This is a genomic window from Synechococcus elongatus PCC 11801, assembly GCF_003846445.2.
Taxonomy (GTDB): domain Bacteria; phylum Cyanobacteriota; class Cyanobacteriia; order Synechococcales; family Synechococcaceae; genus Synechococcus; species Synechococcus elongatus_A.
On sequence record NZ_CP030139.2, the window covers coordinates 1,316,706 to 1,343,596 of the forward strand.

The 26,891-nt window shown below is 54.6% G+C and carries 21 protein-coding genes; 11 read left to right on the forward strand and 10 right to left on the reverse strand.

The window, feature by feature from the left end; all coding sequences use genetic code 11:
- Positions 1–46: 46 nt before the first annotated feature.
- The gene (locus DOP62_RS06300; RefSeq protein ID WP_208676343.1) at positions 47–2,047 is read right to left on the reverse strand and encodes a GspE/PulE family protein; all 2,001 of its coding nucleotides are present in this window, start codon (positions 2,045–2,047) and stop codon (positions 47–49) included.
- Between the two features lie 285 nt (positions 2,048–2,332).
- Between DOP62_RS06300 and grpE the strand changes: the two genes are divergently transcribed.
- The 7 genes from grpE to DOP62_RS06335 all read left to right on the forward strand — a co-directional run bounded on the left by grpE (position 2,333) and on the right by DOP62_RS06335 (position 10,875).
- Positions 2,333–2,956, forward strand: coding sequence for a nucleotide exchange factor GrpE (gene grpE / locus DOP62_RS06305; protein WP_338462949.1), 624 nt, complete (start codon positions 2,333–2,335; stop codon positions 2,954–2,956).
- Positions 2,957–3,061: 105 nt separating this feature from the next.
- Positions 3,062–5,029, forward strand: coding sequence for a molecular chaperone DnaK (dnaK, locus tag DOP62_RS06310; protein ID WP_208676341.1), 1,968 nt, complete (start codon positions 3,062–3,064; stop codon positions 5,027–5,029).
- A gap of 146 nt (positions 5,030–5,175) precedes the next feature.
- On the forward strand, positions 5,176–6,306 hold the full coding sequence (gene dnaJ, locus DOP62_RS06315) for a molecular chaperone DnaJ (protein WP_208676339.1): 1,131 nt from the start codon (positions 5,176–5,178) through the stop codon (positions 6,304–6,306).
- Positions 6,303–6,554, forward strand: a complete 252-nt coding sequence (locus tag DOP62_RS06320; RefSeq protein ID WP_208676336.1) for a sulfurtransferase TusA family protein — start codon at positions 6,303–6,305, stop codon at positions 6,552–6,554. The genes dnaJ and DOP62_RS06320 overlap by 4 nt, the downstream gene beginning before the upstream one ends.
- On the forward strand, positions 6,551–7,603 hold the full coding sequence (rsgA, locus tag DOP62_RS06325) for a small ribosomal subunit biogenesis GTPase RsgA (RefSeq protein WP_208676334.1): 1,053 nt from the start codon (positions 6,551–6,553) through the stop codon (positions 7,601–7,603). The genes DOP62_RS06320 and rsgA overlap by 4 nt, the downstream gene beginning before the upstream one ends.
- 67 nt (positions 7,604–7,670) lie before the next feature.
- Positions 7,671–8,093, forward strand: coding sequence for a thiol-disulfide oxidoreductase DCC family protein (locus DOP62_RS06330; RefSeq protein ID WP_208676332.1), 423 nt, complete (start codon positions 7,671–7,673; stop codon positions 8,091–8,093).
- 70 nt (positions 8,094–8,163) lie between these two features.
- Positions 8,164–10,875 carry a bifunctional acetate--CoA ligase family protein/GNAT family N-acetyltransferase gene (locus DOP62_RS06335; protein WP_208676330.1) on the forward strand — a complete coding sequence of 904 codons (2,712 nt, stop codon included), beginning with the start codon at positions 8,164–8,166 and terminating at the stop codon, positions 10,873–10,875.
- Here DOP62_RS06335 and DOP62_RS06340 read toward each other — a convergent pair.
- Entirely contained in the window at positions 10,872–11,510 is a 639-nt protein-coding gene (locus tag DOP62_RS06340) for a histidine phosphatase family protein (RefSeq protein ID WP_338431725.1), read from the reverse strand. The genes DOP62_RS06335 and DOP62_RS06340 overlap by 4 nt on opposite strands.
- Before the next feature lie 8 nt (positions 11,511–11,518).
- Positions 11,519–12,703 (reverse strand): acetate/propionate family kinase, encoded by a 1,185-nt coding sequence (locus DOP62_RS06345; RefSeq protein WP_208676328.1) that lies wholly within the window; start codon positions 12,701–12,703, stop codon positions 11,519–11,521.
- Positions 12,704–12,989: 286 nt separating this feature from the next.
- On the opposite strand from DOP62_RS06345, the gene DOP62_RS06350 reads away from it, so the two are divergent.
- Complete coding sequence (locus tag DOP62_RS06350; RefSeq protein ID WP_208676326.1) at positions 12,990–15,380, forward strand: phosphoketolase family protein; 2,391 nt, start codon at positions 12,990–12,992, stop codon at positions 15,378–15,380.
- A gap of 128 nt (positions 15,381–15,508) precedes the next feature.
- Here the strand turns inward: DOP62_RS06350 and DOP62_RS06355 are convergent, their stop codons facing one another.
- The gene (locus tag DOP62_RS06355; protein WP_425336535.1) at positions 15,509–16,456 is read right to left on the reverse strand and encodes a glycosyltransferase family 2 protein; all 948 of its coding nucleotides are present in this window, start codon (positions 16,454–16,456) and stop codon (positions 15,509–15,511) included.
- A gap of 85 nt (positions 16,457–16,541) precedes the next feature.
- Complete coding sequence (locus DOP62_RS06360) at positions 16,542–18,527, reverse strand: elongation factor G (RefSeq protein WP_208676322.1); 1,986 nt, start codon at positions 18,525–18,527, stop codon at positions 16,542–16,544.
- 396 nt (positions 18,528–18,923) lie between these two features.
- Between DOP62_RS06360 and DOP62_RS06365 the strand changes: the two genes are divergently transcribed.
- A complete protein-coding gene (locus DOP62_RS06365; protein WP_208676320.1) occupies positions 18,924–19,595 on the forward strand; it encodes a MarC family protein in 672 nt (223 codons plus the stop codon).
- Positions 19,596–19,646: 51 nt separating this feature from the next.
- Here DOP62_RS06365 and chlG read toward each other — a convergent pair whose 3' ends face one another.
- From chlG to petP, 3 genes are read right to left on the reverse strand one after another with little or no spacing between them, the layout of a single operon-like run.
- Entirely contained in the window at positions 19,647–20,651 is a 1,005-nt protein-coding gene (gene chlG, locus DOP62_RS06370) for a chlorophyll synthase ChlG (RefSeq protein WP_208676318.1), read from the reverse strand.
- Between the two features lie 15 nt (positions 20,652–20,666).
- Entirely contained in the window at positions 20,667–21,740 is a 1,074-nt protein-coding gene (locus DOP62_RS06375) for a Get3/ArsA fold putative tail anchor-mediating ATPase NosAFP (protein WP_208676316.1), read from the reverse strand.
- Positions 21,741–21,771: 31 nt separating this feature from the next.
- Positions 21,772–21,972 carry a cytochrome b6f subunit PetP gene (gene petP, locus DOP62_RS06380; RefSeq protein WP_011244317.1) on the reverse strand — a complete coding sequence of 67 codons (201 nt, stop codon included), beginning with the start codon at positions 21,970–21,972 and terminating at the stop codon, positions 21,772–21,774.
- A gap of 164 nt (positions 21,973–22,136) precedes the next feature.
- Between petP and hisF the strand changes: the two genes are divergently transcribed.
- Both hisF and DOP62_RS06390 read left to right on the forward strand, forming a co-directional pair.
- Positions 22,137–22,904: an imidazole glycerol phosphate synthase subunit HisF gene (hisF, locus tag DOP62_RS06385; protein ID WP_208676314.1), complete on the forward strand. Its 768-nt coding sequence runs from the start codon at positions 22,137–22,139 to the stop codon at positions 22,902–22,904.
- 84 nt (positions 22,905–22,988) lie between these two features.
- Positions 22,989–23,306, forward strand: coding sequence for a hypothetical protein (locus DOP62_RS06390; RefSeq protein WP_208676312.1), 318 nt, complete (start codon positions 22,989–22,991; stop codon positions 23,304–23,306).
- A gap of 72 nt (positions 23,307–23,378) precedes the next feature.
- On the opposite strand, the gene DOP62_RS06395 is transcribed toward DOP62_RS06390, so the two are convergent.
- Positions 23,379–25,592, reverse strand: coding sequence for a glycosyltransferase family 2 protein (locus DOP62_RS06395; RefSeq protein WP_208676310.1), 2,214 nt, complete (start codon positions 25,590–25,592; stop codon positions 23,379–23,381).
- A 37-nt stretch (positions 25,593–25,629) separates the two neighbouring features.
- Positions 25,630–26,760 carry an HlyD family secretion protein gene (locus DOP62_RS06400; RefSeq protein WP_261790030.1) on the reverse strand — a complete coding sequence of 377 codons (1,131 nt, stop codon included), beginning with the start codon at positions 26,758–26,760 and terminating at the stop codon, positions 25,630–25,632.
- Positions 26,761–26,891: the final 131 nt, after the last annotated feature.

The following is a 26,891-nucleotide window of genomic DNA, read 5'->3' on the forward strand; positions in this document are numbered from 1 at the left end:
AATTTGTGCTTGATTCAGATCGATTTAGCGCGATCGCTGCTAATCCTTAATTCCCAAAACGGGGCGTTAGGCAATAAGGGCAGTCCAGCCATTCCGGTTGCAGCCCTGCCCCACAGGTATGGCAAGTGAGACCAATTTTACGCTTTGCTTTGAGCTCAGCCTCCACACCAGAATCGGTAAAGGTGACGCGATCGACTTCTTCAAAGGTGGTGTAACCCTGGCGAACCAGTTCCAAGCTGTAAGAGAGCAGCGTCTTCATGCCCTGCTCCACAGCAATTTCCTTGAGGCGTTCTGTGGGTAGCCCCTGGTTAATCGCGACTTGGAGGACCTCATTAACCCGCATCACCTCATAGACACCTACACGTCCCTTGTAGCCTGTCCCCCGACAGGTTCTGCACACCTGCCCTTGCGATCGCGCCTGTGCGAGCTCGTCAGCCATTAGTGTTCTGGCCTTATAAAATGTGACATCAAGTTCCTGGCTGGCTGAGAGACCATAGCGACCTAGTTCTTCTGGGCTGGGCGTATAGGGAATGCGGCAATCAGGACAGACTCGGCGCATTAAGCGTTGTGAAACAACCCCAATCAGCGAACCAGAGACGAGATAAGGTTCTACCCCCATCTCACTTAGACGGGCAATCGCGCTGGGCGCATCGTTGGCATGTAGAGTCGTCAAGACCAAGTGCCCTGTCAAGGCAGCTTCAATCGCTGTGCGAGCTGTTTCTAAATCTCGTGTCTCACCCACCAGAATCACATCGGGATCCTGACGCATAAAAGCCCTCAGGATCGAGGCGAAATTCATGCCCTTCTCTCGGAGCACCTGCACTTGGGTCAGACCGGGCAATGTGTATTCAATTGGATCTTCAGCGGTGTTGATGTTGATGGCGGGATCATTGCGCTCTGCCAACAAGGAATACAAGCTTGTGGACTTACCAGACCCTGTTGGGCCAGTCACCAAAATCAAGCCATAGGGACGACTTCCCATGTCACGAACCAGAGCGAGGGCATCTGGATCGGTAATCAACTGATCTAAACCCAGCTGTGTTGCTGAGTTGTCCAACAGCCGCATACAAATTTTTTCGCCGAAATGGCTAGGCAGACTATTAACCCGAAAGTCAATCTTGCGGCCCTGAAACATGCGCCGGATTCGGCCGTCTTGGGGAACACGACGCTCGGCGATATCAAGATTGGCCATGATCTTCAAGCGGGAAATCAAGGCTGCTTGAATTTTTTTCGGGAGCATTCCAAATTCTTGGTGTAGCACCCCATCTCGGCGTAGCCTGACCCGCAGCCCTTCCTCCTGCGGTTCTACGTGAATATCCGAGGCACCTTCAGTCAAGGCTTTCAGCAGAATCTTGTTTGCAAGGCTGACGATTGGGGCGTCATCTGCTTCCTGGAGCGCCTTGGCAAGATCTTCTTCCTGTTCAGAAATTTCTGTCAGATCGAAGCTTTCCAGATTGGCGAGTTCTTCGGAAAAATCGCCCAACTGCTGGGCTTGGGCAGCCTGCTGACGCTCGACTTGTTGATCGAGATAGCCCGCAACGAGTCGTTCGTAGTCTTCCAGTGTGATCACCAATCGCTGCAGCGCGTAGCCTCTGGGGCGCAACAGGCGATTAAGTTCATCCAGTGCATCGAGGTTATTAGGGTCCACCATGGCGATTACCGCCCGTGGGGGAGCCTCATGTCGTTCCAAGGGCAAGAGCTGGTGTCGACGGCAGGTTTCGATTGGGACGAGATCTGCAATCAGCTCATGAATTAACTCTTCGGAATACTGACTTTGTTCAGGATTCAGGGATTCGACACCGTGCAGAATCTTCAGCTCGAATAACTGCTGCCGGCGGAACTGCTGCATCAGCTCTGGCGGTAAGGACTGACCAGTCAGCGCTGAAATGACTTGCGGCAGAGACTGGCCACTTCGCCGACTTTCCACTAAAGCTGTCTGCAGTTGCTCTGAGTCGACGTAGCCTGCTTGGACCAGCTTGTTACCAAACGATGAGAACTGATTGAGTGCAATCAGAGCGTGGCGGGGGGAAATCGGTTGGTCTGGCATGGGTGGCAGTGGCTGAGAGGAAAAAATCTCAAGGAGTCCCGATGACTAGCCCCAGCGTGCCCTAATCTGCAAGCAACGTTTAACAGACTGGGCTGTCTTTCTGGAGTCTCTGGGAATTATGCTCTGAAGATAGCGGTTCAAATCGCTAAAGAAACTACCTAACTCAGTTTCTGGTGCCTGCAAAGACGATCGCCGCCGCAGACGATGCAGACGATCGTTTGTTCTGTTGAGTTCCAAACTGGGCTGAGTAGTCGTTAGCTTGTTGTGGTAGGACTCTCAATCGTCATGAGCGAACATCAGACCCCTCCTGAGGAAGAGCTGATTGTGGCCAGTGAAGACACAGCAGAAGCAGCTCCCGAGCCTGATGTCACAGCTGCTCCACAGCAGGAGGCAGCAGAACTCGCTGCGCAACTGGCTCTGGTAACTGCGGAACACGATCGCCTCAAGGCCGAGCTCGATGAGCAAAATAGCTCGTATCTACGGCTGGCTGCCGATTTTGATAACTTCCGGCGCCGATCGATAAAGGAACGCGAAGAGCTAGAGCTGCAAAGCAAGCGGGTCACCATCACTGAATTGCTCCCCGTCATCGACAATTTTGAACGGGCGCGGGCTCAGCTCAAACCCCAGGGAGAAGAAGCAGAAGCAATTCACAAAAGTTATCAAGGCCTTTACAAGCAGTTGGTTGATTGCTTAAAGCGGATTGGTGTCTCGCCGATGCGCGCCGAGGGTCAGCCCTTTGACCCGGCTTACCACGACGCAGTGCTGCGGGAAGAGTCGACTGATCATCCCGATGGCACGGTGTTGGAGGAACTCCAGCGGGGCTACCTACTGGGGGATTTAGTCCTGAGACATGCACTCGTCAAGGTTTCGATCGCTGGGGAGGGGAATTCTGATTCAGCGGCGGAATAATCTCGATCGCTCTTACTGGACGCTTGCTCTAGGCTTAGGACTGGAGTAGGCGTCTACTCAATTCACAATAAAGGATCACTTCAGGTAATTACCTGCACAATATTTATGGGCAAGGTTATCGGCATCGACCTCGGAACAACCAATAGCTGTGTTGCAGTGCTCGAAGGTGGTAAACCCATCATCGTGACGAACCGAGAGGGCGATCGCACAACCCCCAGTATTGTGGCAGTGGGCCGTAAAGGGGATCGGATTGTTGGCCGAATGGCAAAGCGGCAGGCCGTCACCAATGCTGAAAATACGGTTTACAGCATCAAACGCTTTATCGGACGCCGTTGGGAAGATACTGAAGCCGAACGCAGCCGGGTGACCTACACCTGTGTGCCGGGAAAGGACGACACGGTCAACGTGATGATCCGCGATCGTGTTTGTACGCCCCAGGAAGTCTCGGCCATGGTGCTGCAAAAACTACGCCAAGACGCAGAAGCTTTTCTCGGGGAACCGATCACCCAAGCCGTCATCACAGTTCCCGCCTATTTCACTGATGCTCAGCGTCAAGCCACCAAGGATTCGGGAGCGATCGCGGGCTTAGAAGTCCTGCGAATTGTCAATGAACCGACAGCGGCAGCTCTCTCCTACGGCTTGGATAAGCTTGATGAGAATAGCCGCATTTTGGTGTTTGACTTGGGGGGTGGGACACTCGACGTCTCTATCCTGCAGCTCGGTGACGGGGTTTTTGAAGTTAAAGCAACCGCTGGCAATAATCACCTCGGTGGCGATGATTTCGATGCTGTAATTGTCGATTGGCTTGCCGATAACTTTCTGAAAGCCGAAGGGATTGATCTACGCCAAGACAAAATGGCGATTCAGCGGCTGCGCGAAGCCTCTGAACAAGCCAAAATTGATCTGTCGACCCTGCCAACAACAACCATCAATCTGCCCTTTATCGCGACAGCAACCGTTGATGGAGCACCAGAGCCTAAGCATATTGAAGTTGAGCTGCATCGCGAGCAATTTGAAGCACTGGCCACCCATCTTGTTCAGGCCACCATCGAGCCGATCAAGCAGGCCCTAAAAGACAGTCATCTGACCCTAGATCAAATCGACCGCATTTTGCTGGTCGGTGGTTCTAGCCGCATTCCGGCTATTCAGCAGGCAGTGCAACAGTTTTTTGGGGGCAAAGCGCCAGATCTGACGATTAACCCCGATGAAGCGATCGCTTTAGGAGCAGCCATTCAAGCAGGCGTCTTGGGCGGCGAAGTCCAAGATGTCTTGCTCTTGGATGTGATCCCGCTTTCCTTGGGGCTAGAAACGCTGGGCGGTGTCTTCACCAAAATCATCGAGCGCAATACCACGATCCCCACTAGTCGCACCCAGGTTTTCACCACAGCAACCGACGGCCAGGTCATGGTGGAGGTTCATGTCCTGCAAGGGGAGCGGGCACTGGTTAAAGATAACAAGAGCTTGGGGCGCTTTCAGTTGACAGGGATTCCTCCTGCGCCACGGGGTGTTCCCCAAATCGAGTTGGCTTTTGATATTGATGCCGACGGTATTCTCAATGTCTCGGCTCGCGATCGCGGGACGGGACGGGCACAGGGGATTCGCATCACCAGTACCGGCGGTCTAACATCCGATGAAATTGAGGCGATGCGTCGTGATGCCGAACTCTATCAAGAAGCAGATCAAATCAACCTGCAATTAATTGAGCTGCGGACTCAATTTGAGAACCTGCGCTACAGCTTTGAATCAACGCTACAGAATAACCGCGAGTTACTGACTGCTGAGCAGCAGGAGCCGATTGAAACTGCGCTTGCAGAATTGGTGACCAATCTCGAGTCTGCGACCAACGAGGCAGAGCTAAATCAGCTGCGCCAACAACTCGATGCCCTCAAACAACAGCTCTATGCGATCGGGGCAGCCGCTTATCGTCAAGGCGTCACAGTTGCCAGTGTGCCTGGGCAACCCACCTTTGCGGATCTCATTGGCGATGCTGGTGACGATGCCAATGAGACCGTAGCCATCAGTCCCAACGACGCTGAAGCAACGGTGACAGCGGATTACGAGGCGATTGAGTAGAGCGATCGCCCGTTGCGACCAAGCTGGGATGAGTGGCATACATTAAGGGCTGAGCAGGTCGTCAATTCAAGCGCATCGGCACTGTGGAGAGAGCGATCGGCTTATCCTAGGAAAATCTGCTCACTTCGCTCGACCCCATTCAGCCCATGGCTGCTGACTACTATCAACTGCTTGGCGTTGCTCGCGACGCAGACAAGGACGAAATTAAGCGTGCTTATCGGCGTTTGGCTCGCAAGTACCATCCAGATGTCAATAAAGAGCCGGGCGCTGAAGACAAATTTAAAGAGATCAACCGCGCCTACGAGGTGCTGTCGGAGCCCGAAACCCGTGCTCGCTACGACCAATTTGGTGAGGCTGGCGTCTCGGGTGCAGGGGCTGCTGGCTTCCAAGACTTTGGCGATATGGGTGGATTCGCCGATATCTTCGAAACCTTCTTTAGTGGTTTCGGTGGCATGGGTGGGCAACAGGCTGCAACCCGTCGCCGGGGACCAACCCGAGGTGAGGATCTACGACTAGATCTCAAGCTCGAATTCCGCGATGCCATCTTTGGCGGCGAAAAAGAAATTCGGGTCACCCACGAAGAGACTTGCAGTACCTGCCAAGGCAGTGGCGCTAAGGCTGGCACTCGGCCCCAAACCTGCACAACCTGTGGTGGCAGTGGCCAAGTGCGTCGTGCCACACGCACCCCTTTCGGGAGTTTTACCCAAGTCTCGGTCTGTCCGACCTGCGAAGGGAGCGGTCAGATGATTGTCGACAAGTGCGACGATTGTGGCGGAGCAGGACGACTGCGGCGACCAAAGAAACTCAAAATTAATATCCCAGCTGGCGTGGATAGCGGCACTCGGCTGCGCGTAGCCAACGAAGGGGATGCGGGGATGCGGGGCGGGCCGCCGGGAGATCTCTATGTCTACCTGTTCGTCAGCGACGATACGCAGTTTCGTCGGGAGGGGATCAATCTCTTTTCGACCGTATCAATCAGCTACCTACAAGCCATTTTGGGCTGCAGTTTGGAAGTGCAAACAGTCGATGGCCCGACTGAGCTGATCATTCCGCCAGGTACACAACCCAATGCCGTGCTGACCGTCGAAGGCAAAGGCGTTCCTCGTCTCGGCAACCCCGTGGCACGGGGCAACCTATTGGTCACGATTAAGGTTGAAATTCCCACCAAAATTAGCGCCGAAGAGCGCGAGCTGCTGGAGAAAGTGGTGCAAATTCGCGGCGATCGCGCGGGGAAAGGGGGAATCGAAGGCTTCTTTAAGGGAGTATTTGGCGGATGAGTCAGCCTGACGATCGACTCGATCTGCGCGGTATTGTCTGCCCGATCAACTTTGTTCGCACCAAGCTGAAGCTAGAACAAATGCCCGCTGGTAGCTTGCTGGAAGTCTGGTTGGATGCAGGCGAACCCGTAGAGCAAGTGCCCGATAGTCTGCGACTAGAAGGCTACGGAGTCGAATTGCTGCCCCCTGAAACGGAACAGCCTCATCGGCGGCTCTGGGTGCGATCGCCGGAGCAACCGATCGCATGACTGCTGCTCTCGCCGGAACAGTGGTGGCTGTTCAAGCGAACTTCTATCGCGTACAACTTCACCACCCTCCGGCTGATCACCCTGCGCTGTTGCTCTGCACCCGCCGTAGTCGCCTGCTGAAAACAGGACAGCGGGTCATGGTGGGCGATCGCGTTTGGGTAGAAGAACCCGACTGGCAGGGGCAACGAGGTGCGATCGCGGCGATTGAACCCCGGAGGAGTGAACTGGATCGCCCGGCGATCGCCAATGTCGATCAGATTTTGCTGGTGTTTGCAGTTGCTGAACCGGATCTGGATCCGTTGCAACTCAGTCGTTTTTTGATTACGGCGGAAAGCACTGGTATTCAGGTTCAGCTCTGTCTGAGCAAATGTGACTTGGTGACCTCTGAAGCGATCGCCCAGTGGCAAAGTCGCCTAGATCAGTGGGGCTACCAACCGCTTTGGCTCAGCCAAAATCAACCAGAGCGCTGGCCATCGCTTTTGGCGCAGCTCACAGGACGCACCACCGTGGTGGCGGGTCCCTCAGGGGTTGGGAAGTCGAGCTTGATCAATCGATTGATTCCCGATCTCGAACTGCGTACCGCTAAGGTCTCAGGCAAGCTGGGACGAGGTCGCCACACGACACGACATGTTGAGCTGTTTGAGTTGCCCCAAGGCGGACTGCTCGCTGATAGTCCGGGCTTTAACCAGCCGGATTTGACCTGTAGCGATCGCGAGTTGGCACAGTATTTCCCAGAAATTCGCCAGCGCTTGGCCGAAGTCAGCTGTCAATTCCAAGACTGCCGCCATTTGGAAGAACCCGGTTGCTGCATCCGTGGCGATTGGGAGCGTTATGTCCACTACCAAAGCCTGCTGGAAGAAGCGATTGCCCAAACCCAGCAACAAAACCGTAGTAATCAAGAGGAGATTGGCTTCAAGCGCAAAAGTGCCGATGGGGGCAAGCTCCGCTATGAACCCAAGCTGCAAAGTCGGCGCTATCGACGAGATTCGCGGCGATCACAGCATCAGACTGTCGCCGAAGCGCTCCATAACGCCGAGCTAGAAGACTGAGTAACCGATCAAGGCGAAGTCTGAAGATTCGTTAGGATCGCGCCATCCTTTCGATTCCTGGCGCGGCATGACTGGCTCGACTTGGCAGTACACCTTGCTCTACGACGGTGGCTGTCCGCTCTGTCTGCGCGAGGTGCGCTTTTTGCAGCGGCGCGATCGCCAGAACCGCATCCAGTTTGTCGATATTGATGCGCCGGATTATGACCCCGAGCGCTATGCGGGGATCAGCTACGAGCAAGCGATGGGACGCATCCATGCCATTCGAAATGACGGTGCGATTCTGCAGGATGTAGAAGTATTCCGACAGCTCTATGCCGCGATCGGACTGGGCTGGATCTACGCACCGACACGCTGGCCACTACTGCGATCGCTAATTGATTGGGTCTACAGTCTCTGGGCCGAACGCCGTCTGGCATTGACTGGCCGACCTGATTTGGCCACCTTGGCTGCGAACCGTCAGTGTAGCGATCGCTGTCGAGTCTCCAGTTAGCAGAAGCCGTCGTGAATACTGCATTCAGGCATTTCCTTGCCTAGGCTGGGAACAGAGTACGGGAGTCGTCATGGCCTTTCACGATGTTCTTGGCCACCAGCCCCATCCGCTCGATGCCATTTTCCGACCTCGTCGAGTAGCAGTTGTTGGGGCCAGCGAAAAACCCGGAAGTGTCGGGCGCACACTCCTCTGGAACCTGATCCAGTCACCGTTTGGGGGCACCGTCTACCCAGTCAATCCAAGACGGGAGAGCATTCTCGGCATTCAGGCTTATCCCAACCTGCGCGCTCTGCCAGAACCCGTGGACTTGGTGGTGATTGCCATTCCAGCTCCCAAGGTGCCGGCGATCATTGCCGACTGTGTGGCTTTGGGGATTCGTGGCGCGATCGTGCTTTCGGCTGGCTTTAAAGAAATTGGCCCCGCCGGCCAAGCCCTCGAAGCTGAGATTCAACAACTGGCACGGCAAGGCAACTTGCGGTTGATTGGCCCTAACTGTTTAGGGCTGATGAATCCGCTGACAGGATTGAACGCGACCTTTGCCGATGGTGCTGCCCAGCCAGGGAATCTTGCCTTCATCAGCCAGAGCGGAGCACTCTGCACCTCGATTTTGGATTGGAGCCGCCGCGAAAATGTTGGCTTCAGCGCCTTTGTCTCGATCGGTTCGATGCTAGATGTCAGCTGGGGCGACTTGATCTATTACTTCGGCGACGATCCCCATACCCAGAGCATCGTGCTCTACATGGAGTCGATCGGGCAGGCGCGATCGTTTCTCTCTGCGGCGCGCGAAGTCGCCCTCAGCAAGCCGATCATCGTGATCAAAGCAGGACGGACGGCGGCGGCAGCCCAAGCAGCTGCCTCTCATACGGGTGCCCTCGCTGGCAGTGATGCAGTCCTTGATGCGGCCTTTCAGCGCTGCGGCGTCCTGCGAGTCGACAGCATTGATGAACTGTTCAGCATGTCGGAGGTGCTAGCCAAGCAACCGCGACCAAAAGGGCGACGCCTGACAATTTTGACCAATGCCGGTGGCCCGGGTGTGCTGGCAACCGATGCGCTGATTCAAGGCGGTGGCAGCTTAGCGCCCTTAGCTCCTGAGACGATCGCAGCGCTCGATCGCGTGCTCCCAGTCCATTGGAGCCATGGTAATCCGATCGATGTTTTGGGCGATGCCACTGCCGATCGCTACGGTGAGGCGATTCAAATTGCTGCTGGGGACCCTAACAGCGATGGTCTGCTGGTCATTCTGACGCCCCAAGCCATGACCGATCCTTCGGCGATCGCCCAGACCCTGGCCGACTACACTGCCCAGTCTGCCAAGCCGATTTTGGCGAGCTGGATGGGGGGCGATCGCGTGGCTGCAGGGGAAGCCTTGCTCAATCGCGCTCATATTTCCACGTTTGCCTATCCCGATGCAGCCGCTCGGACTTTCAATCTGCTCTGGCAGTACAGCGACAACCTCAACAGCTTGTATGAAACTCCGACACTCGTGCCCGATCCCGAGCAGGATCCAGCGCGAGTGGAGGCAATTTTAGAAGCCGCCCTTGCCAGCGATCGCACGCTGCTATCAGAACTGGAATCCAAGCAGATTCTTGCGGCCTACGGCATTCCGACCATTCCGGGGGTGATTGCAACCACTCCTGCAGAAGCCGTAGCGATCGCTGCAGACTATGGCTATCCCGTCGTTGCCAAGCTGCATTCCCACACCATTACCCACAAGAGCGATGTCGGCGGGGTGCAGCTCAATCTGCAAAATGCGATCGCGGTGGAGCAAGCCTTTGCAGCGATTCAGAGCCGTGTGCCCGAAGCGGATTTTCTGGGGGTATGCATCCAACCCCAAATCGCGCAGCAAGGCTATGAGCTAATTGTCGGCGCTTCCCTCGATCCTCAGTTTGGGCCGGTGCTGCTGTTTGGTAGCGGTGGGCGACTGGTGGAAGTCTATGAAGATCGAGCCTTAGGGCTGCCGCCGCTGAATACGACCTTGGCCGAACGGCTGATGGAAAAAACGCGGATTTGGACGGCGCTACAAGGCGTACGGGGACAAGCAGCGGTGGATTTTGAGGCGCTGAAGGCTCTGCTCGTCCGCTTCAGTCGTCTCGTTTTAGAACAACCCCGCATTCGCGAAATTGAAATCAATCCTCTGCTGGCGACACCGGGTGGCGGCTTACTGGCCCTGGATGCCCGTGTTGTCTTACATCCAGCGAGCTGCGATCGCGCTGACTTACCACGGGCGGCGATTCGGCCCTATCCCAGCCACTACCAAACCCGCGTACAGCTCAAGGATGGCCAGACTGTCCAACTGCGGCCAATTCGACCGGAAGATGAACCATTAGTGGTGGACTTTCATCGCAGCCTTTCCGAGGAAACGGTCTATCGTCGCTACGCTCATTTGATCAAGCTGGATCACCGCATCCGTCATACGCGTCTGACCCGAGTTTGCTTTGTCGACTACGACCAAGAGATGGCGATCGTGGCCGAGCGAGAACAGAACGGCCAGCCGCAGATTATCGGCATCGGTCGCCTCAGTGCCATTCATGGCAGTCGCGATCGCGAGTTTGCGATCACAATCAGCGATGCCTATCAGGATCAAGGGTTAGGTCGGCAGATCTTGAGCCACCTGATCGCCATTGGCCGAGCAGAAAGGTGCGATCGCCTGATCGGCTGGATTCTGCAGAGTAATCGCGCCATGATTCACCTCGCCGAGCAGCTTGGCTTTAGCCTCAGCCGCGATCGTGAGGAGATGGTGGAGGTACAACTACCACTGCAGGATCCTGTGCCAGTCGCTTAGGTGCCAGCGCGATCGCGTAACTCCGGCGGCAAATGACTGCGATCGCCCAAGCGTTCCAGACAGGGGCCGTGCTGATCAAACGACAAAATCGAGAGCGAGGCCACCGGCATGGCAATGCGATCGCGGTAGCGCCCCAGATCAATCCCCAGTAGGTTGCAGAGCAGAATTCGCAGCGTCGCTTTGTGGGAGACAACCAGAACGTTGCCATCCGCGATCGTCTCAGTAATTTCTTGAATCACGAGGCTGACCCGACTGGCAACCACCACCGCACTTTCGCCACCCGTGGGTGGATTCCAGGCCGGTTCCGCCAGCCAATGCAGATAGTCTTGCTGGTGGCTGGCCATCACCTCATCGGGAGTGCGATCTTCCCAAACACCGAAGTCGATTTCGCGCAGCCCATCCCGAATCCGCATTGAAAGCTTGGCTTGCTGACAGAGCGGCTGAGCCGTTTCCTGAGCCCGCAGCATCGGACTAACGTAGGCAGCCTGCCAATCCAAATCGGCATAGGTGTCCGCTAAAGCCTGAGCCATCTGTTGCCCCGCTTCTGTCAGGGGCGGATTGCCGCTGCCACTGTAGCCACCTTCGCGGCTGGCAGCCGTCTCGCCGTGACGAACTAGGTAGAGTCTCAAAACCATGCCAAACCTCAAGTGAAAGACTGTGGGGATCGCAGCAAAGGCAAGGTCAACTGCACCATCTGCCAATCCTCGCGACTATGAATCACCCAGACCGCGATCGCGGAGTCTGGACTACTGATGCAGCGATCGCCTGTGGCGGCCATGGCTTGGGGATCGAGCTGAATCGGCAAGCCCGCAAAGTGCTCGCAGACCACCGGCCACAATGCCCGATAGTTTTCGCCTATTCCACCGGCAAACACCAGCGCATCCAGCCGCTCCAGACTGGCCAACATCGCCCCAAGATGTCGCCGCAGACTGTGGGTAAACGCCGCTAACGCTAACTGCGATCGCTGATCCCCGGCTTCCGCCGCGATCGCCAACTCCCGCACATCGTTGGAGCGACCACTCAAGCCCAGCAGCCCCGACTGTTGGTTCAAGACCGTGCTGAGCTGATGAGGACTACAATCCGGCTGCTGTAAGAGCTGCAGCAGTAAACCCGGATCAACGCTGCCGCTACGACTGCCCATCACCAGCCCTTCTAAGGGTGAAAAGCCCATGCTGGTATCGACACTGTGTCCGTTGCGAATTGCTGCCAACGAGCACCCATTGCCTAAATGCGCGGTCACCAATTGCAGATCCAAGAGAGGGCGATCGCTCAACTGGGCACAGCGTTCCGCTAAGTATTGATGACTGATGCCGTGGAAGCCATAGCGGCGATACCCCTGCTCCCACCAGGCATAAGGACCGCCATAGATGGCCGCAGCCACCGGCATTTGCTGATGAAAGGCCGTATCAAACACAGCAATCTGGGGCATCGCTGAGCCAAACACCTGCTCCATCAACTCGATTCCCGCCAAGTTGAGAGGATTGTGCAAAGGGGCGAGGTCTGCAGCTTGGGCGATCGCTGCCTTGACCGCAGACGTGACCAAAATCGGAGCTTGCAGTTGCTGCCCCCCATGGACCACTCGATGCACCACCGCCGCGATCGCGCTGCGATCGGGCAAGGTCTCTAACGCTGTTTCAAGCCAAGCCGTGCGATCGCTCGACCCTAGAACCTGAACGGAACCATCCGACTGAGTGAGCGTTGCGGTCTGATCGACCTGCCAGTCAATTTGCACCTGCCAGAAGGGATCAATCGGCTCTGCTGCCGTCGTGATCTCAAACCCTGACAATTTGTAGCTACTGGAACCCGCATTGAAGGTTAGTAGTTGCAATCGTCAGTACTCCTTGCAGAAATTTCAACAGTCAAAGGCAACAACAGCATGTTCGCTGAATCACATTAATCTTCAATGATCACTAAAAAATTTCAGTTTTGATAATCCTTGAAAATGCTGATAAATCAGCTACTTTCAGCGATCGCTGCTATTTTTATTTTTGCGATAGGGTTTTAACAGTCCGTCCCGATTTGATTGAGCGACACTGCAGAATTCTGCCGCGATCGCAGTCAAAAGAAATCAATAATTCGGGATCGCGATAGCATTCATTCTGGTTGAGTCAGTGATGACTAGTACCTTGCCAGCAACGGATATTGCCACGCTCAGTCCGCAGGAACAGGCCGCGATCGATGCTTGGTGGCGAGCCGCCAACTACCTGTCCGTCGGTCAGATTTACCTGCGCGATAATCCGCTGCTGCAAGAACCGCTGCGGCCCGAACACATCAAACAGCGTTTGTTAGGGCACTGGGGTAGCGATCCCGGCTTGAGCTTTGTCTACGTTCACCTCAACCGCTTGATCCGCCTCTTGGATCTCAACCTGATCTACGTCACAGGGCCAGGACACGGCGCACCCGCTCTACTCGCGAATGCTTGGCTCGAGGGGACTTACAGCGAGGTCTATCCCAACTGCCAGCAGTCGGTCGCCGGACTCCAGCAGTTTTTCAAGCAGTTTTCTTTCCCCGGTGGCATTGGCAGCCATTGCACACCGGAAACACCGGGATCGATCCATGAAGGCGGCGAGCTGGGCTACAGCCTCTCCCATGCCTTCGGTGCCGCGTTGGACAATCCCGACCTGATTGTGGCTTGCGTGATTGGCGATGGAGAAGCCGAAACCGGCCCGCTGGCCACTTCTTGGCATTCCAACAAATTTCTGAATCCGGCTCAGGATGGGGCAGTGCTGCCGATCCTGCACCTCAACGGCTACAAAATTGCCAACCCGACCTTACTGTCGCGCATTTCCCATGAGGAGCTGCGCAGCCTGTTCGTCGGCTACGGCTACGAACCATTTTTCGTGGAAGGCAATGATCCCGCCGTTCTGCATGGCGTGATGGCCAGCACCCTCGCCACCTGCGTGCAAAAGATTCAGGCGATCCAAGCAGCGGCGCGATCGGGTCAGAGTAGCGATCGCCCGATGTGGCCAATGATTGTGCTGCGCACACCCAAGGGCTGGACGGGTCCCGCCACGATTAAGGGCCATGTGGTTGAAGGATCTTGGCGATCGCACCAAGTGCCGATGTCCGATGTCCTCACCAATCCCGAGCATCTCAAGCTGCTGGAAGACTGGCTCCGCAGCTACCGCCCCGAAGAGCTGTTTGATGCCACGGGGGCACCGGCAGCCGAGCTGCAAGCGATCGCGCCACTGGGCGATCGGCGCATGAGCGCTAACCCGGTGACCAATGGCGGGTTGCTACGGCGTGCTTTGACCCTGCCAGATTTCCACGATCAAGCAGTGGCTGTGCCTGCACCGGGCAAAAGCCGCGCAGATTCGACGCGCCCGCTCGGTCAATTCCTGCGCGAAGTGATTCGCCACAATCCCGATAACTTCCGCCTTTTCGGACCTGATGAAACAGCCTCGAACCGGCTAGATGCAGTCTATGAAGTCACCTCGAAAGTGTGGCTGGGCGATCGCATTCCCGAGGATGAAGATGGTGGCCATCTGAGCGATCACGGCCGGGTCATGGAAATTCTGAGTGAACACACCCTCGAAGGTTGGCTCGAAGCCTACTTGCTCACGGGTCGCCACGGCTTTTTTGCCACCTACGAAGCCTTTGCTCATGTAATTGATTCGATGGTCAATCAGCATGCGAAATGGTTGGATGTCAGCAAGCGCGAAGTCTCTTGGCGCGCTCCTGTTTCTTCCTTGAATATCTTGCTGTCTTCAACAGTTTGGCGGCAGGACCACAATGGCTTCAGCCATCAGGATCCGGGCTTTATCGATCTGGTTACGAATAAGAGTGCACGAGTTACCCGCATCTATCTACCACCCGATGCAAACTGTCTACTCTCAGTGGCTGATCACTGTTTGCGCAGCACTGACTATATCAATGTGATTGTGGCGGATAAACAAAGTCACCTTCAGTATCTTGATGCTGAAGCTGCTGCCCGCCACTGTGCTAAAGGAATTGGTATTTGGGATTGGGCAAGCAATGATCAAGGTTCTGTTCCCGATGTCGTGATCGCTAGTTGTGGCGATGTCGTCACCCTCGAAGCTCTAGCGGCAACTGCCTTGCTGCGCGAGCATTTCCCTGATCTCAAAATCCGTTTTGTCAACGTGGTCGACCTATTCCGTCTTCAACCGGACACGGAACATCCCCATGGCCTCAGCGATCGTGATTTCGATAGCCTATTTACGGTCGATAAGCCAATTATCTTTAACTTCCACGGCTACCCATGGCTAATCCACAAATTGGCCTATCGTCGTCGCAATCACAACAATCTGCACGTGCGCGGCTACAAGGAAGTTGGCAACATCAACACGCCGTTGGAGCTAGCAATTCGCAACCAAGTCGATCGCTTTAACATTGCGATTGATGTGATCGATCGCGTGCCGCACCTGCGTGATCGCGGTGCTCATGTCAAAGAGTGGCTGAAGGATCAAATCCACGACCACATCCAATACGCCTATCAAGAAGGGATCGATCGCCCTGAAATCAACCAGTGGCAATGGCCTTTCTAGGTAGCTGTCCTTCTCGATAGCGATTCAAAGTAACAGCCCTAGCTCACTTCAATTGAGAGGAAAGCTAGGGCTTTTTTGATGGTGCTGATAGCAACCGTATTCCAGTAAAAATCAGGCGCAATCGCGGCTTAGGAAGAAGCTAAACCTTGGGATTCCCGATAGGCAGCGTAAACACTGCGGACGTTGTACCAGTTCAAGAAAATGCGGGCGATTTCCAGTGCCAGTTGCGGGCGATCGCGCTTCAGCAACCAGGCCAACAGCGGTCGCAGCGTCCGTTCATTCAAGAGGCCACCAAGCGAAAGCGTGCCCCAGAGCAGGCGGTGCAGCCAGGTCATCTGAATCATTAGCCGCACTTCCCAGGTCGGGTGCTTCTGGTAGAAGAGCACTCCCATGCGGCCGCGCTGGGCTTCTTGGTCGATCAGCTTGGGAATTTGCTCCAAGCTGAAGGGTGGATGCCAGTGGTAACCCACAGCTTCTGGGCAACGAATCAGCTTCAGCCCTAGGTTTTTGAGGCGAACGCCTAACTCCAGATCCTCCCAGCCATAGAGCTGAAATGCAGTGTCAAACAGACCGGCAGTTTCTAGCCAGTGACGGGCGATCGCGACGTTGCCCGTTGCAAAGTAGGCGTTAGAAAAGTCCGTGACCTTGAAGGGTTCCGCAGTCGGATTATCAAAGTTGCAAGTATTGATCACCGCGCCGTAAGTAAAGCAGCGATCGCTGCCGAGCCGCTGTCGCCCCTTCTCCAGTCCGGTGGCGTGGGCCTGCAAGAAGGGCGGCGTCACCACCAAGTCGCTATCGATAAAGATGATCGTGTCGCCTTGGGCTTGCTGAACACCCAGATTGCGCGCTCGGGCAGGGCCTTGATGATCTTGTTCAAACAGACGGACGTGGGGAAACTCCGCCGCTTGCGCTTTCAGCCAGTCCACCGTGCCATCCGTGGATCCGTCATCAACCACCACGACTTCATAGCCCGCGATCGCTGTCTCAGCCGGAATTTGCTGCTGCTCAAGGGCGCGCAGACATTTTTCCAGAATGGGACGACGGTTATAGGTGGGGATAACGACGCTAAAAAACACCATAGAGCGCCCGGCTTTTCCTGCCTATTATCGCCGAGGCGTGAGGCAGCCGGGTCGCTCTTCGGGGCGATCGCTGAATTGTCTGCTAGCTGCGATCGCTCAGTAACTGTTGCTGCAACCGCTCTGGAACCTCCGCGAGATGGCTATGCCGCCAGTGGAAGAAGCCCACGCCCTGAGTCACCGATCGCAACTCAATGCCAAGGGCTTGCATTTCTGCTTGAGGCAGGTAGGCACTGACCTGATCCCAGCCTTCGCGATTCTCGCAGGACTCATAGCCAAGGATTTGACCACGATGACCACTGAGCAACCGCAGCATGGCGGACGTGAATACAGCTGGTGCAAATAGTTCCACCTGCAAGATTGGTTCCAACAGCAGCGGTTCTGCTGCCGGAATTCCGGACTGCATCGCCAAGCGGGCTGCCTGCCGGAAAGCTTGCTCAGAGCTATCAACGCTGTGGTAAGACCCATGGGTCAGCGTCACTTCCACGTCCACCAGGGGGAAACCTAGCGGACCGCGTTCTAGGAACTCGCGCACTCCTGATTCGACGCCAGGAATGTACTGGCGGGGCACCACACCGCCAACAACGGTTTCTTGGAAGCGGAAGCCTTCACCACGCGGGAGCGGTTGGATGTCGAGATAGACATCGCCAAACTGGCCATGGCCGCCGGTTTGATGTTTGTAGCGGCCATGGACGCCACTGACCGCACTGCGAATCGTTTCGCGGAACGGCACCTGCGGGAGATGGGTGGTCATCGGCAGGTTGTACTTGCGGCGCAGGCGATTGAGGGCTACTTGCAGATGAATTTCCCCCTGCCCCCAAAGGATGACTTCGTGGGTGTCGCCGTGCTGTTCCCATTGCAGCGAGGGATCTTCTTCTTGGAGGCGGCGCAGACATTGGCCGAGTTTGACTTCATCACTGCGCCGCTCGGGGGTAAGCGCGAGTGCATAGACAGGCGTCTGGATCGCAACCCGTGGCAGCGGACTATCGACGGCATCCAAGCCGAGGCTGTCGCCCGTCAGGGCTGATTCCATCCGGCCCAAGGCGACAATTTCCCCACAGTGAGCCTGTTGCACCGATTGCAACTGATCACCCATCAGTCGGTAGATGCCACTGGGGCGATCGCCGTCTAAGGTGTCGCCCTCTTGCAGTTCCCCCTGCCAGAGGCGGACGAGGGAGAGTTTGCCTGCCTGGGGATGGAAGAAGGTTTTCAGGACTTGCGCCACTGGGCGATCGCAAGGAATCAGGCGGCGATGCTGCACCGTCTCAGCCGGCGTGGGCATTTCCTGCTGCAGCGCTGCTAATAGTGCTGAGATTCCCCAGTGCAACTGAGCGCTTCCCGTCAACACCGGCACGATCAAATCGGCGCTGACGTCTTGGCGCAAGTCGTCCAAGATTTCCTCAACGGGCGGCTCAATTTCCTCGAGCAATTCTTCGAGTAGGTGATCGTCGTAGTTGGCCAAGGTTTCTAGCAGCGTGTTGCGGGCTGCGGTCTCCGCCATCGACAGCGGCAAGTTAAGGGCTTCACCAAAGGAACAGGACTGCTCAGAAATCAAATCGACAAAACCGACGGCGCGATCGCCTTGGAACAAGGGATACTGCTGCGCCACCAGTGGCCGACTACAGCAGCTACGCAGGCTATCGAGGGTGGCTTGCCAACGCGCTTCCGTCGCTCGTTCGAGCTTGTTGATAAAGACGCAGTGGGGGATTTCCCAACTGTCGAGAAAGTGAAAGATCGGCGCGAGGGTTAAGGCACGATCGGGATCAGCCTCGCAGACAACAATCGCCCCATCAACTCCAATCAAGGCGTTCCAGGTTTCCTGTTGAAACTCCACGGAGCCAGGACAGTCCAAAAACGTCAGGCTGGCGGTGGACGCCACGTTGATCTCAACGGTCATTTGCCGCGATCGCGCTTCCGGCGAACTATCCCCGACCGTATTGCCAGCTTCGACGCGGCCGGGCCGATTAATCGCCCCAAGGTCCGCCAACAAACTTTCTAAAAGACTGGTTTTACCAGAGCCGTAGGGCCCCACGATCGCAATGTTGCGGCGACCCAGCTTGTGATCTTGCATAGAGCTCCCCTGCTGCTGTGCTAGCAGCCATCATCAGAGTGCAGGTGGCTCGACCTCCGGCCAAGGAAGCGTGCAGATGGGCAAATCAGCATCCGGGAGCGCACCTGAGGGCTCGCGCTCTGATAGCACTGTAGGGCGATCGCTACGCCCTAAACGTGACTGAAAGCTTTTCTTCTGTTCTTCGCTCAGGCGGGAACTGTGCTGTCCGGAACAGGATTATTGGGCAATCAGAACAGCTAGGCCGAGCGATCGCGGTGCATCAAGGCTCTGCAGAAACCCATTGAGGGATTGATGGCAGAGTAGAACAGGAAGTGATGCGACTGCCTCGCTTCCCACACTGCAGTTTGCGATCGGAGTCTTACAGCGCTTGAACCTATCACCCCCGCCAAAGCTGCTATGAATTGGCCCTTAGTGCTGAATTTTGCAGTCGCACTCTTTGCAGTCACCAACCCCCTGGGCAATCTCCCCATTTTCATCAGCTACGTTGGCAAGGAAAAGCCATCAGTTCAACGCCTACTAGCACTCTTTTTGGTGCTCACAGTTTTTGTTTCTCAACTGGTTTTTCTGCTCAGCGGCACAGCAATTCTCCGTTTCTTTGGGATCTCCTTAGCTGCCTTTCGGATTGCAGGTGGAATTCTGTTGCTGTTAATTGGCATCAATATGATTCAAGGCGAACGCACGAAAGCACATCAAAAACTGGCGGACGTTAGCAGCAAGAGTGCTTTTCGTCGTGCTGAAACAGCCTATCAATCCTTTTTTATCCCTTTAGGAATTCCCATTTTTGTGGGGCCAGCTTCTATTAGCACAGCTATCCTCTATGGCAACTTAGCCAATAACCTTCCGACCAACTTGGGCTTAATTATGGCAGTAATTGCGATCTGCATTCTGAGTTGGTTGACGCTGGCCGTTGCCAATTGGTTTGAGCGAATTCTCGGCAATCTCGGTTTAGAGATTACCTCTCGTCTATTGGGGTTAATGCTAGCTGCGATCGGGGTTCAGTTCATCTTGAATGGCCTTAGCGAAGCCACTATCGGCCTCATCAATCGCGCCATTATCAATAGTCCCTGAATGCATGACGCACCCAGGGACTCAATTCACTGATTCAGGCAGAAACGAGGACTAGAAGATCGTGGTGATCGTGCTGTGACCAATCGCCAAAGCCGTAACCAGCATGCCGAGGACTAAGAACGGCTGAGCGCTGGCTTGGTATTTGACGTCATTCGCTAGCGGGTCGCGCAGGAAATACATGTCTTGGAACGTGATTTGAGGGATGATCAGCAGGACCAAAATGGCTGCGTAAAGATTCTGCCCAATCGCAACCAGATAGCCAGCTGCAGCCAACTGGAAGAGATCGATCATCAGCACACAAATCCAAGAGGCGGTTTGAATCCCAAAGGAAACTGGCAAAGACTTCAGACCTAAGGCGCGATCGCCTTCCACACTTTTGAAGTCGTTGACCACCGCAATCCCGAGTCCGGCCAAGCTATAGACCAAAGTGACGACCACAATCGTCCAGTTCAGTTGGCCAAATAGGGCTTGCCCCGCCCACCAAGGCAGCGCGATATAACTCGCGCCCAATGCATAGTTGCCCAGCCAGCCATTCTGCTTAAGTTTCAGCGGTGGGGCGGAATAGATGTAGGAAACAAACGATCCACCGATCGCGAGTGCCGTGATGATCGGAAAGTCGTGATTTGCCCAGCGATCGAGACCAAAGGCGATCGCAATGCCGGCCAGCAACAGCACCCAGATTTGGGCTTGCACCTGACCGAGAGAAATCGCCCCAGACGGAATCGGTCGATAGGGCTCGTTGATCGCGTCAATCTCGCGATCGTAGTAGTCGTTAATCGTCTGGGTGTAGCCCGTCAGCAGCGGCCCCGACATCAACATGCAAGCGGCTGAAATCAAGACGTGATCGAAGCGCCATTCATAGCCGCCGGAAGCCGCCGCACCACAGACCACCCCCCAAATCAAGGGAATCCAGGTGATCGGCTTCATCAATTGCAGCCGAATCTTCCAAACGGACGTTTCACCAGCTTGGGCACCTTTCATGCCGAGCAGCTGGCGCGCCTTGGCGCCACTATCAACGTCTTCAGCGACGGGTGGCGTAACAGGTTGCTCAGACATCGTGACCGCTAATTACTAAAAGGACAGGATCAAAGATTGCTCTTGGAAGCGAGCCGACGCAACGGCCCGTCCCTGTAAAGCGACCGGCAATCGCAGATTGCGCCGCTGATCGCCGGCTTCAATCGTAATCTCCGGGCCTGACTGCGATAGTTTGACAGACTCTTTCGCTAGGCCAGGCAGGAAAAGCTTAATCTGGCGCGCCTGCAAATCAATGGTGAGGGGATCAGGAGCACGATTCAACACATCAAAGCTGGGCAACACCGAATCTGCCGCGGCTGAACTGAGCGCAAAGACTGGCAAGGGCGCAAAGTCTCGTTTCAGATCGTCCAGCACAGGAGTCTCGCTAGCCAGTACGGCCCCGACACGCAAACCAATTGGTTGAGCAGCTCCCCACCACTGCAAGGCCACCGCTTGCGAGACGCGATCGCTGCGCGTCGTCAAAATGGCCATCGCTTTAAGTGGGTCTGCCAAGAGCGATCGCCCCTGTTCTAAAGCTGTTTCCAACAGTCGGGCTGCCGGGCCCCAATCATCAATGCTCAGGCCAACGCTAAAGACAGCGGCAGATAGAGCTGGCAAAAAGGGGCCCAGGTTGCGGCCAAACTCGGAATCGGCGATCGCACCGCGAAACCGCCGCACATACCAATCCAAACTTTCAGGCACACCCCAAAGGCGGAGCAGTTCTGGACTCGAGAGGCCATCCAGACAAATTCGGTCGTAGCCCTGGTCCAGCCAACGCCGCAGTTCAGTCAGCAACAGCAGAGGCTCAAAACCCGGCAGTAAGGCCAGCTCTGAGCTGTAGATATTGCGCAGAAACGGCGTCTTGAGATACTGCGCTTCCAGCGTTTGTAATTCTTCCCAGCCCCGATTGATCGCCGCAGTTGCCGGCATTCGCACGGCTTCTAGATTCGGAGCGATCGCGGTTGGGGTTGCAGCTAAGTCCTGCGCAAGCAGCATATCCGGTGAGGGATCGCTGCCTAGACTCAACACTAGAGTCCGAGCACCACCTGCAGCAGACTGACGAGCAAGGGCGATCGCCGCTGTCGTTCTGCCGCTACCGCCCTTACCCAGAAAGGAAAGAATTTGAGTCATGCTGGTCTGCTCAGACCTTGCGCCTTAGCCCCTAGGCTTCGAGTTGGACTTCGTCTTCAAAGAACCAAGTGCTGAAGTCGTTGCCAAACTGAACGATCACGCCCAGACCTTTGCCATCGACGATTTTGAATGCCTTGATTACGCCGACCGGAGATTGCTGCAAACGGCTCACCAATTCTGCAGGCACGCGATCGCGGATGCGGCGAACCCGAACTTTTTGTCCAATCTCCATGGTTGAGTCGTCTGTACATAGGCCGCTTTTCAGTCTATCAGCCTGTTTCCCCCGACACGGCTGGTTGTGAGGACTCCCCGCTCGTCATCGACCCACAGCCGAGCGATCGCAGTCGCAAGCACAAACCGTAGAGTGGAAAGAAGTTGCTCCTGTAGTCGGACCCCATGCTTGCCAAGCGCATTTTGCCCTGCCTCGATGTCAAAGCGGGGCGTGTTGTCAAAGGGGTCAACTTTGTCGATTTGCGCGATGCTGGCGATCCGGTCGAACTAGCGCAGGCCTACGATGCGGCTGGCGCAGACGAGCTGGTCTTTCTCGACATCGCCGCGACTCACGAGGAACGCCAAATTCTGGTGGATGTCGTCTATCGCACGGCTGAACAGGTCTTTATCCCCTTAACGGTGGGTGGCGGCATCAATGACCTAGAGACGATCCGGCAACTGTTACGGGCTGGTGCCGACAAGGTCAGCATCAACTCTGCCGCTGTGCGGGACCCCGATCTCATCCGTCGCGCCAGCGATCGCTTCGGCAGTCAATGCATTGTGGTGGCGATCGATGCCCGCCGTCGCACAGACCCCAACAATCCGGGCTGGGATGTCTATGTGCGGGGGGGTCGTGAAAACACTGGAATTGATGCCCTGACTTGGGCGGAGACCGTCGCTCGTAACGGTGCAGGGGAACTGCTCGTCACCAGCATGGATGCCGACGGTACTCAGGCAGGCTATGACTTGGAATTGACCCGTGCGATCGCTGATCGCGTTGAAATTCCTGTGATTGCCTCTGGTGGTGCGGGTACTTGTAAAGACATCGCTGAAGCCTTTCGGACCGGCCATGCTGAAGCCGCACTCCTAGCCTCGCTGCTGCACTACGGCCAGCTCACCATTGCTGAAATTAAGGATCACCTGCGATCAGTTCAAATCCCCACAAGACCTTAAGAAAAAGCCAGAAAAGGGCCCAAATCTGGGAAAAACTTTACAATAGTTAACAGCGAACCCAGCCCCTTTGCCCCCTGTGGCCGAATGTTCTTGATCCTGCTGATTGTCATTGCCCTTGTAATGTGGGCCTTGCAGCTGATGCGGCAAGCGATCGATCGCCGTGAATTCTCACTGATGTTGGCAGGGTTTCTCGTCTCTTCAGCAGCCGCAGCCTTGGTCGCGGTCTACATGTTGATGAACAGCTACATGGGTTATCTCGGCTATTCCGGACAACAGGCGATCGCGCCGGATTGGAGCGATGAATCCCTAGGCTGGCTGACAGAGTTGAACCAGCCGACCAGCTTAGACGGCTCTGCACAAACCAAGTTTTGGCAAGAGCCTCTGCTTAGCACGGCTCAGTAAGCTCTCTAGAAACTTAGGGTTGCATTATTACCGATCCAGAAAAATGCACCCATTGTCTCTTAAGCACTAATTTCAACGACTATTAGCAAGTGGATGCAGCCGAAACACAGAGCTTAGCATCGCCCAAGCTGTCTTAAATTCAGGGACTTGTAAGTCTTGCCATTGCCCAAGCTGGCAGTAGAGATAAGGAATCAAACGGCGTTGCTCAGGAAGGGTGAGATTCGAGAAATAGAGGCGCACCTCCACTTCCGTTACTGCAGCTTCATAGCGCAAAGCAGCTAAGGCTCGGCGATCGTGCCAGCGGACTTCTGCATGAATTGGCATATCAGCCAGTGGACTGGGCGATCGCAAGCGAAATAGCCCTTCCAAAGTTGTTTGAGGTGCTTCACTTTCTTCATTTACCAAGCCCTCAAAACGTGTGAGCAAGATTCGCCCACCCTCTTCTGAAAGATCTTCAGTCACACCAGAAAAAACAACTGCACCTAAACATAACTCACAGGGTTCTGCGCGGAGAAAGCGAGTATGGCGACGTTGGGGCACATCAATCGCAACCAAAATGCAAATCAATAAGAGCGAGAGGTTATAAACAGCCCAAACAAGGTTGATCGCCAAACTGTCAGGATTAACATTAGTTTCTTGCAACCTTGAGCTTCGTAGCAGAATTCCAACTACTGAGAGAAGCATAACGGTTAATAGTGGCGTAATCAGTGCCCAGTTGATGGTGATTCCATCAGAGTTTGTATCCCCTTTTGGTGTCACCTTAAAGGGCTTCCCCGTTGGGCTGATTAAAGTTCGCAGAATCGTAATCGACATCGGCACACAAATAATTGTTTCATAGACATCAGACCAAAATGCCGATCTCCGTCCTTCCGTCAGCCAAGAGAAAGCCATAATATTCGCCACATAGTACGGTAGGAAGAAATAGAGGATCTCATTGACTGTGGCTCGCAAGGGAGCTAAGCCAAACAGGAGAAAGGCAAGAGGAATGATAAGAAAGATCATTCTGGGGATCGATAAGAACCAATAGATAATACTGAGGGACTGAGATAGTCGCTCTTGCCACTTCAAACCGGGAACTTTGAGAAAGTTAGAATCTGTAAATAAAGACTGAAGTGTTCCTTGTCCCCAGCGCAGACGTTGATTGATATAAGCACTAATCGTTTCTGGTGCTAGACCTGCTGCTAGTGCTTCATTCAGATACTTGACTCGATAGCCATGGGTTTGCAGCTTAATGGAGGTGAAGTAGTCTTCCGTAATACTCTCAGTTGGGATCCCTCCAATCTCATCCAGTGCCGATCGTCGGATCACAAAACAGGTACCGCAGCAGACAACCGAATTAAAGTAGTCTCGACTAGGCTGGATAAACCGAAAAAATAAAGTCTGCTCGTTGTTAAGGACTCCTTCTAAGCCCAAATTGATTGAAATTGGATCTTCGTTAAAAAAGTGCTGGGGAGTCTGTAGCAACCCTGTCTTGGGGTCCTGAAAGAAGCCAACGGTCCGAATGAGGAAGTTTTTGCTAGGGACAAAATCAGCATCAAAGACAACCAACAGTTCTCCGGATAAGGAAGGAAGTGCATGGTTAATATTGCCAGCCTTGGCATGTTTGTTGTCCGGGCGATCGAAATAGCCACAACCGAGCTCTACAGCGAGGGCACGGACTTCCGGACGACGAGTGTCATCAAGGAGAAAGACTTTTTTGTTGGCATAGTCCATTGCCTGACAGGCAATGACCGATCGCCGCAGAATATCAACCCCTTCGTTATAGGTCGGTAGAATCACGTCAACACTAGGTTGATAGGCTTGGCTAATGACAGCCTGGCTAAGGATATCGGCCTCTTGTGAGCGATCGAGGCTAAATATTGTGTGGAGAAAAAATGCGATCGTATTAATGACAGTCAATAATTCAGCGAAGAAGAGCAGAACTGACAGTGTTCCATTGAGTGGATCATCAAGATTCAGGCTGCCAAAGAAGCGCCAAAGCTCATAGCGAATTCCGAGGATGGCAATACCAACACTCGTAATCAGCCGAGGCCAGAAGGTGGGTTTGGGGGAGAGTTCTTTGAGTAGGAAGGTAATCCCTAGCCAAACAAACGCTGGATAAAGCAGGTTTTCGAGTGTTGTTCCTTCTGGCTTGAACTCGGCTTGTCCCGCATACCAAAGGCCAATGAGATTCGCAAGCCAGTTCTGCCAATCTGCTTGCAATAGCAGAACAATCAGAAGTGCCAAAAGCGCCAATAGCAAAAATGTACTTTCCGGAGCCAGTTTCTGGAGCCGTTTTAATTGCATGAGACACCCTGATTAGAGCAGCAATAGGCATGAAGCATTAAGGCAAGAAATTCACAGTGGCACTTTGGCCAATGCCACAGAAGTTACCAGCAGCCAGTACAGAAGGTTTTTCTAAAAGACTGACTTGGACTTCTACTTCATTCCGGACAAGATCAGGTGGAGGAACCGCAACATCGGTTCCTGCTGTTACTTTGCCGGGGCCACCCCGAATGGAGCGAATCCTGCCAGAAATATTGGTATTGGTGCCATCAAGTAATTGAATCTCTGCCTGTTGGCCGATTCGGAGCCGTCCACGATCGCGTTCTGAAACTAGCGCTGTTACCCACGTATCTGCACAAGTCACCATTTCTAAGAGTGGATCACCTGCAGTCAGTGGGATACCCAGAAGACCCGTACGATTGGTAATCGACCAAACAACCCCCTCAATCGGGGCTTTAATCAATGCTTTCTTCTGGAGTTCTAGCTGCTGCTGAAGATTCTTAATTTCTTGCTGAATCTCTTGGATTGTTGCACTCACCGTCTGACGTTTGAGGGTGAGGTCAACCAGTTCGCTTTCAAGATCCAGACGTCGTATTTCAGGAATACTGAGTGTCCTTGCAGCGTCTAACTGCAACCCTTGACGCATGGCTGCTAAAGCTGTTTGTTGACGCTGTAACTCATTTTGTTTGGCTGCTACAACAGCTTGCGCCTCCCGTGCTCGTGAAATTGCGGCGTCTGCAAGTTGTTGGGAAACAGCACCGCTTTCGACCAGACTTTGATAGCGATCGGCTTCAATTTTGGCGAAGGCTAGGCTCTCTTGTGCTTGACGCAGTTCATTACGAGTGCGTTCAGACCCTTGCTGAAAAAATTGTTCTTCGAGTTGTTGCTGACTGCTGGCTTTGCTGAGAAGTTGCGACCGCACTGCTTCGCGGCTAGCAATTTGCATATCAAGGGCGGTACGTTCTGCCTCTGCTTGCGCCAGTCGAGTGACTAAATTTTGGCGATCAGTCTCTAATTGTGGATTGCGATCGTTGGTAATGGCACCGAGCACTTGCCCCTTTTGTAAGGCTTGACCTGGCTCTAAAGGATCGAGTTGAGCAATTCCAGGAATAGGGGCGTATAGATTAATGACTGTGCCATTGATATAGCCAACTCGACTCGAAACACTACTATTTCTCAACCAAAGCACATAAGCAGCTAATGAGATAAGACCTACACCAAGAGCAATCCGTGCATAACGAAAAAAGGTTCGCCGATCTAGTGAGGAAGGTAGCCGGGGTGTTAGGACACTCTTAGATTTTTGAGGCTCGATTGTAGATT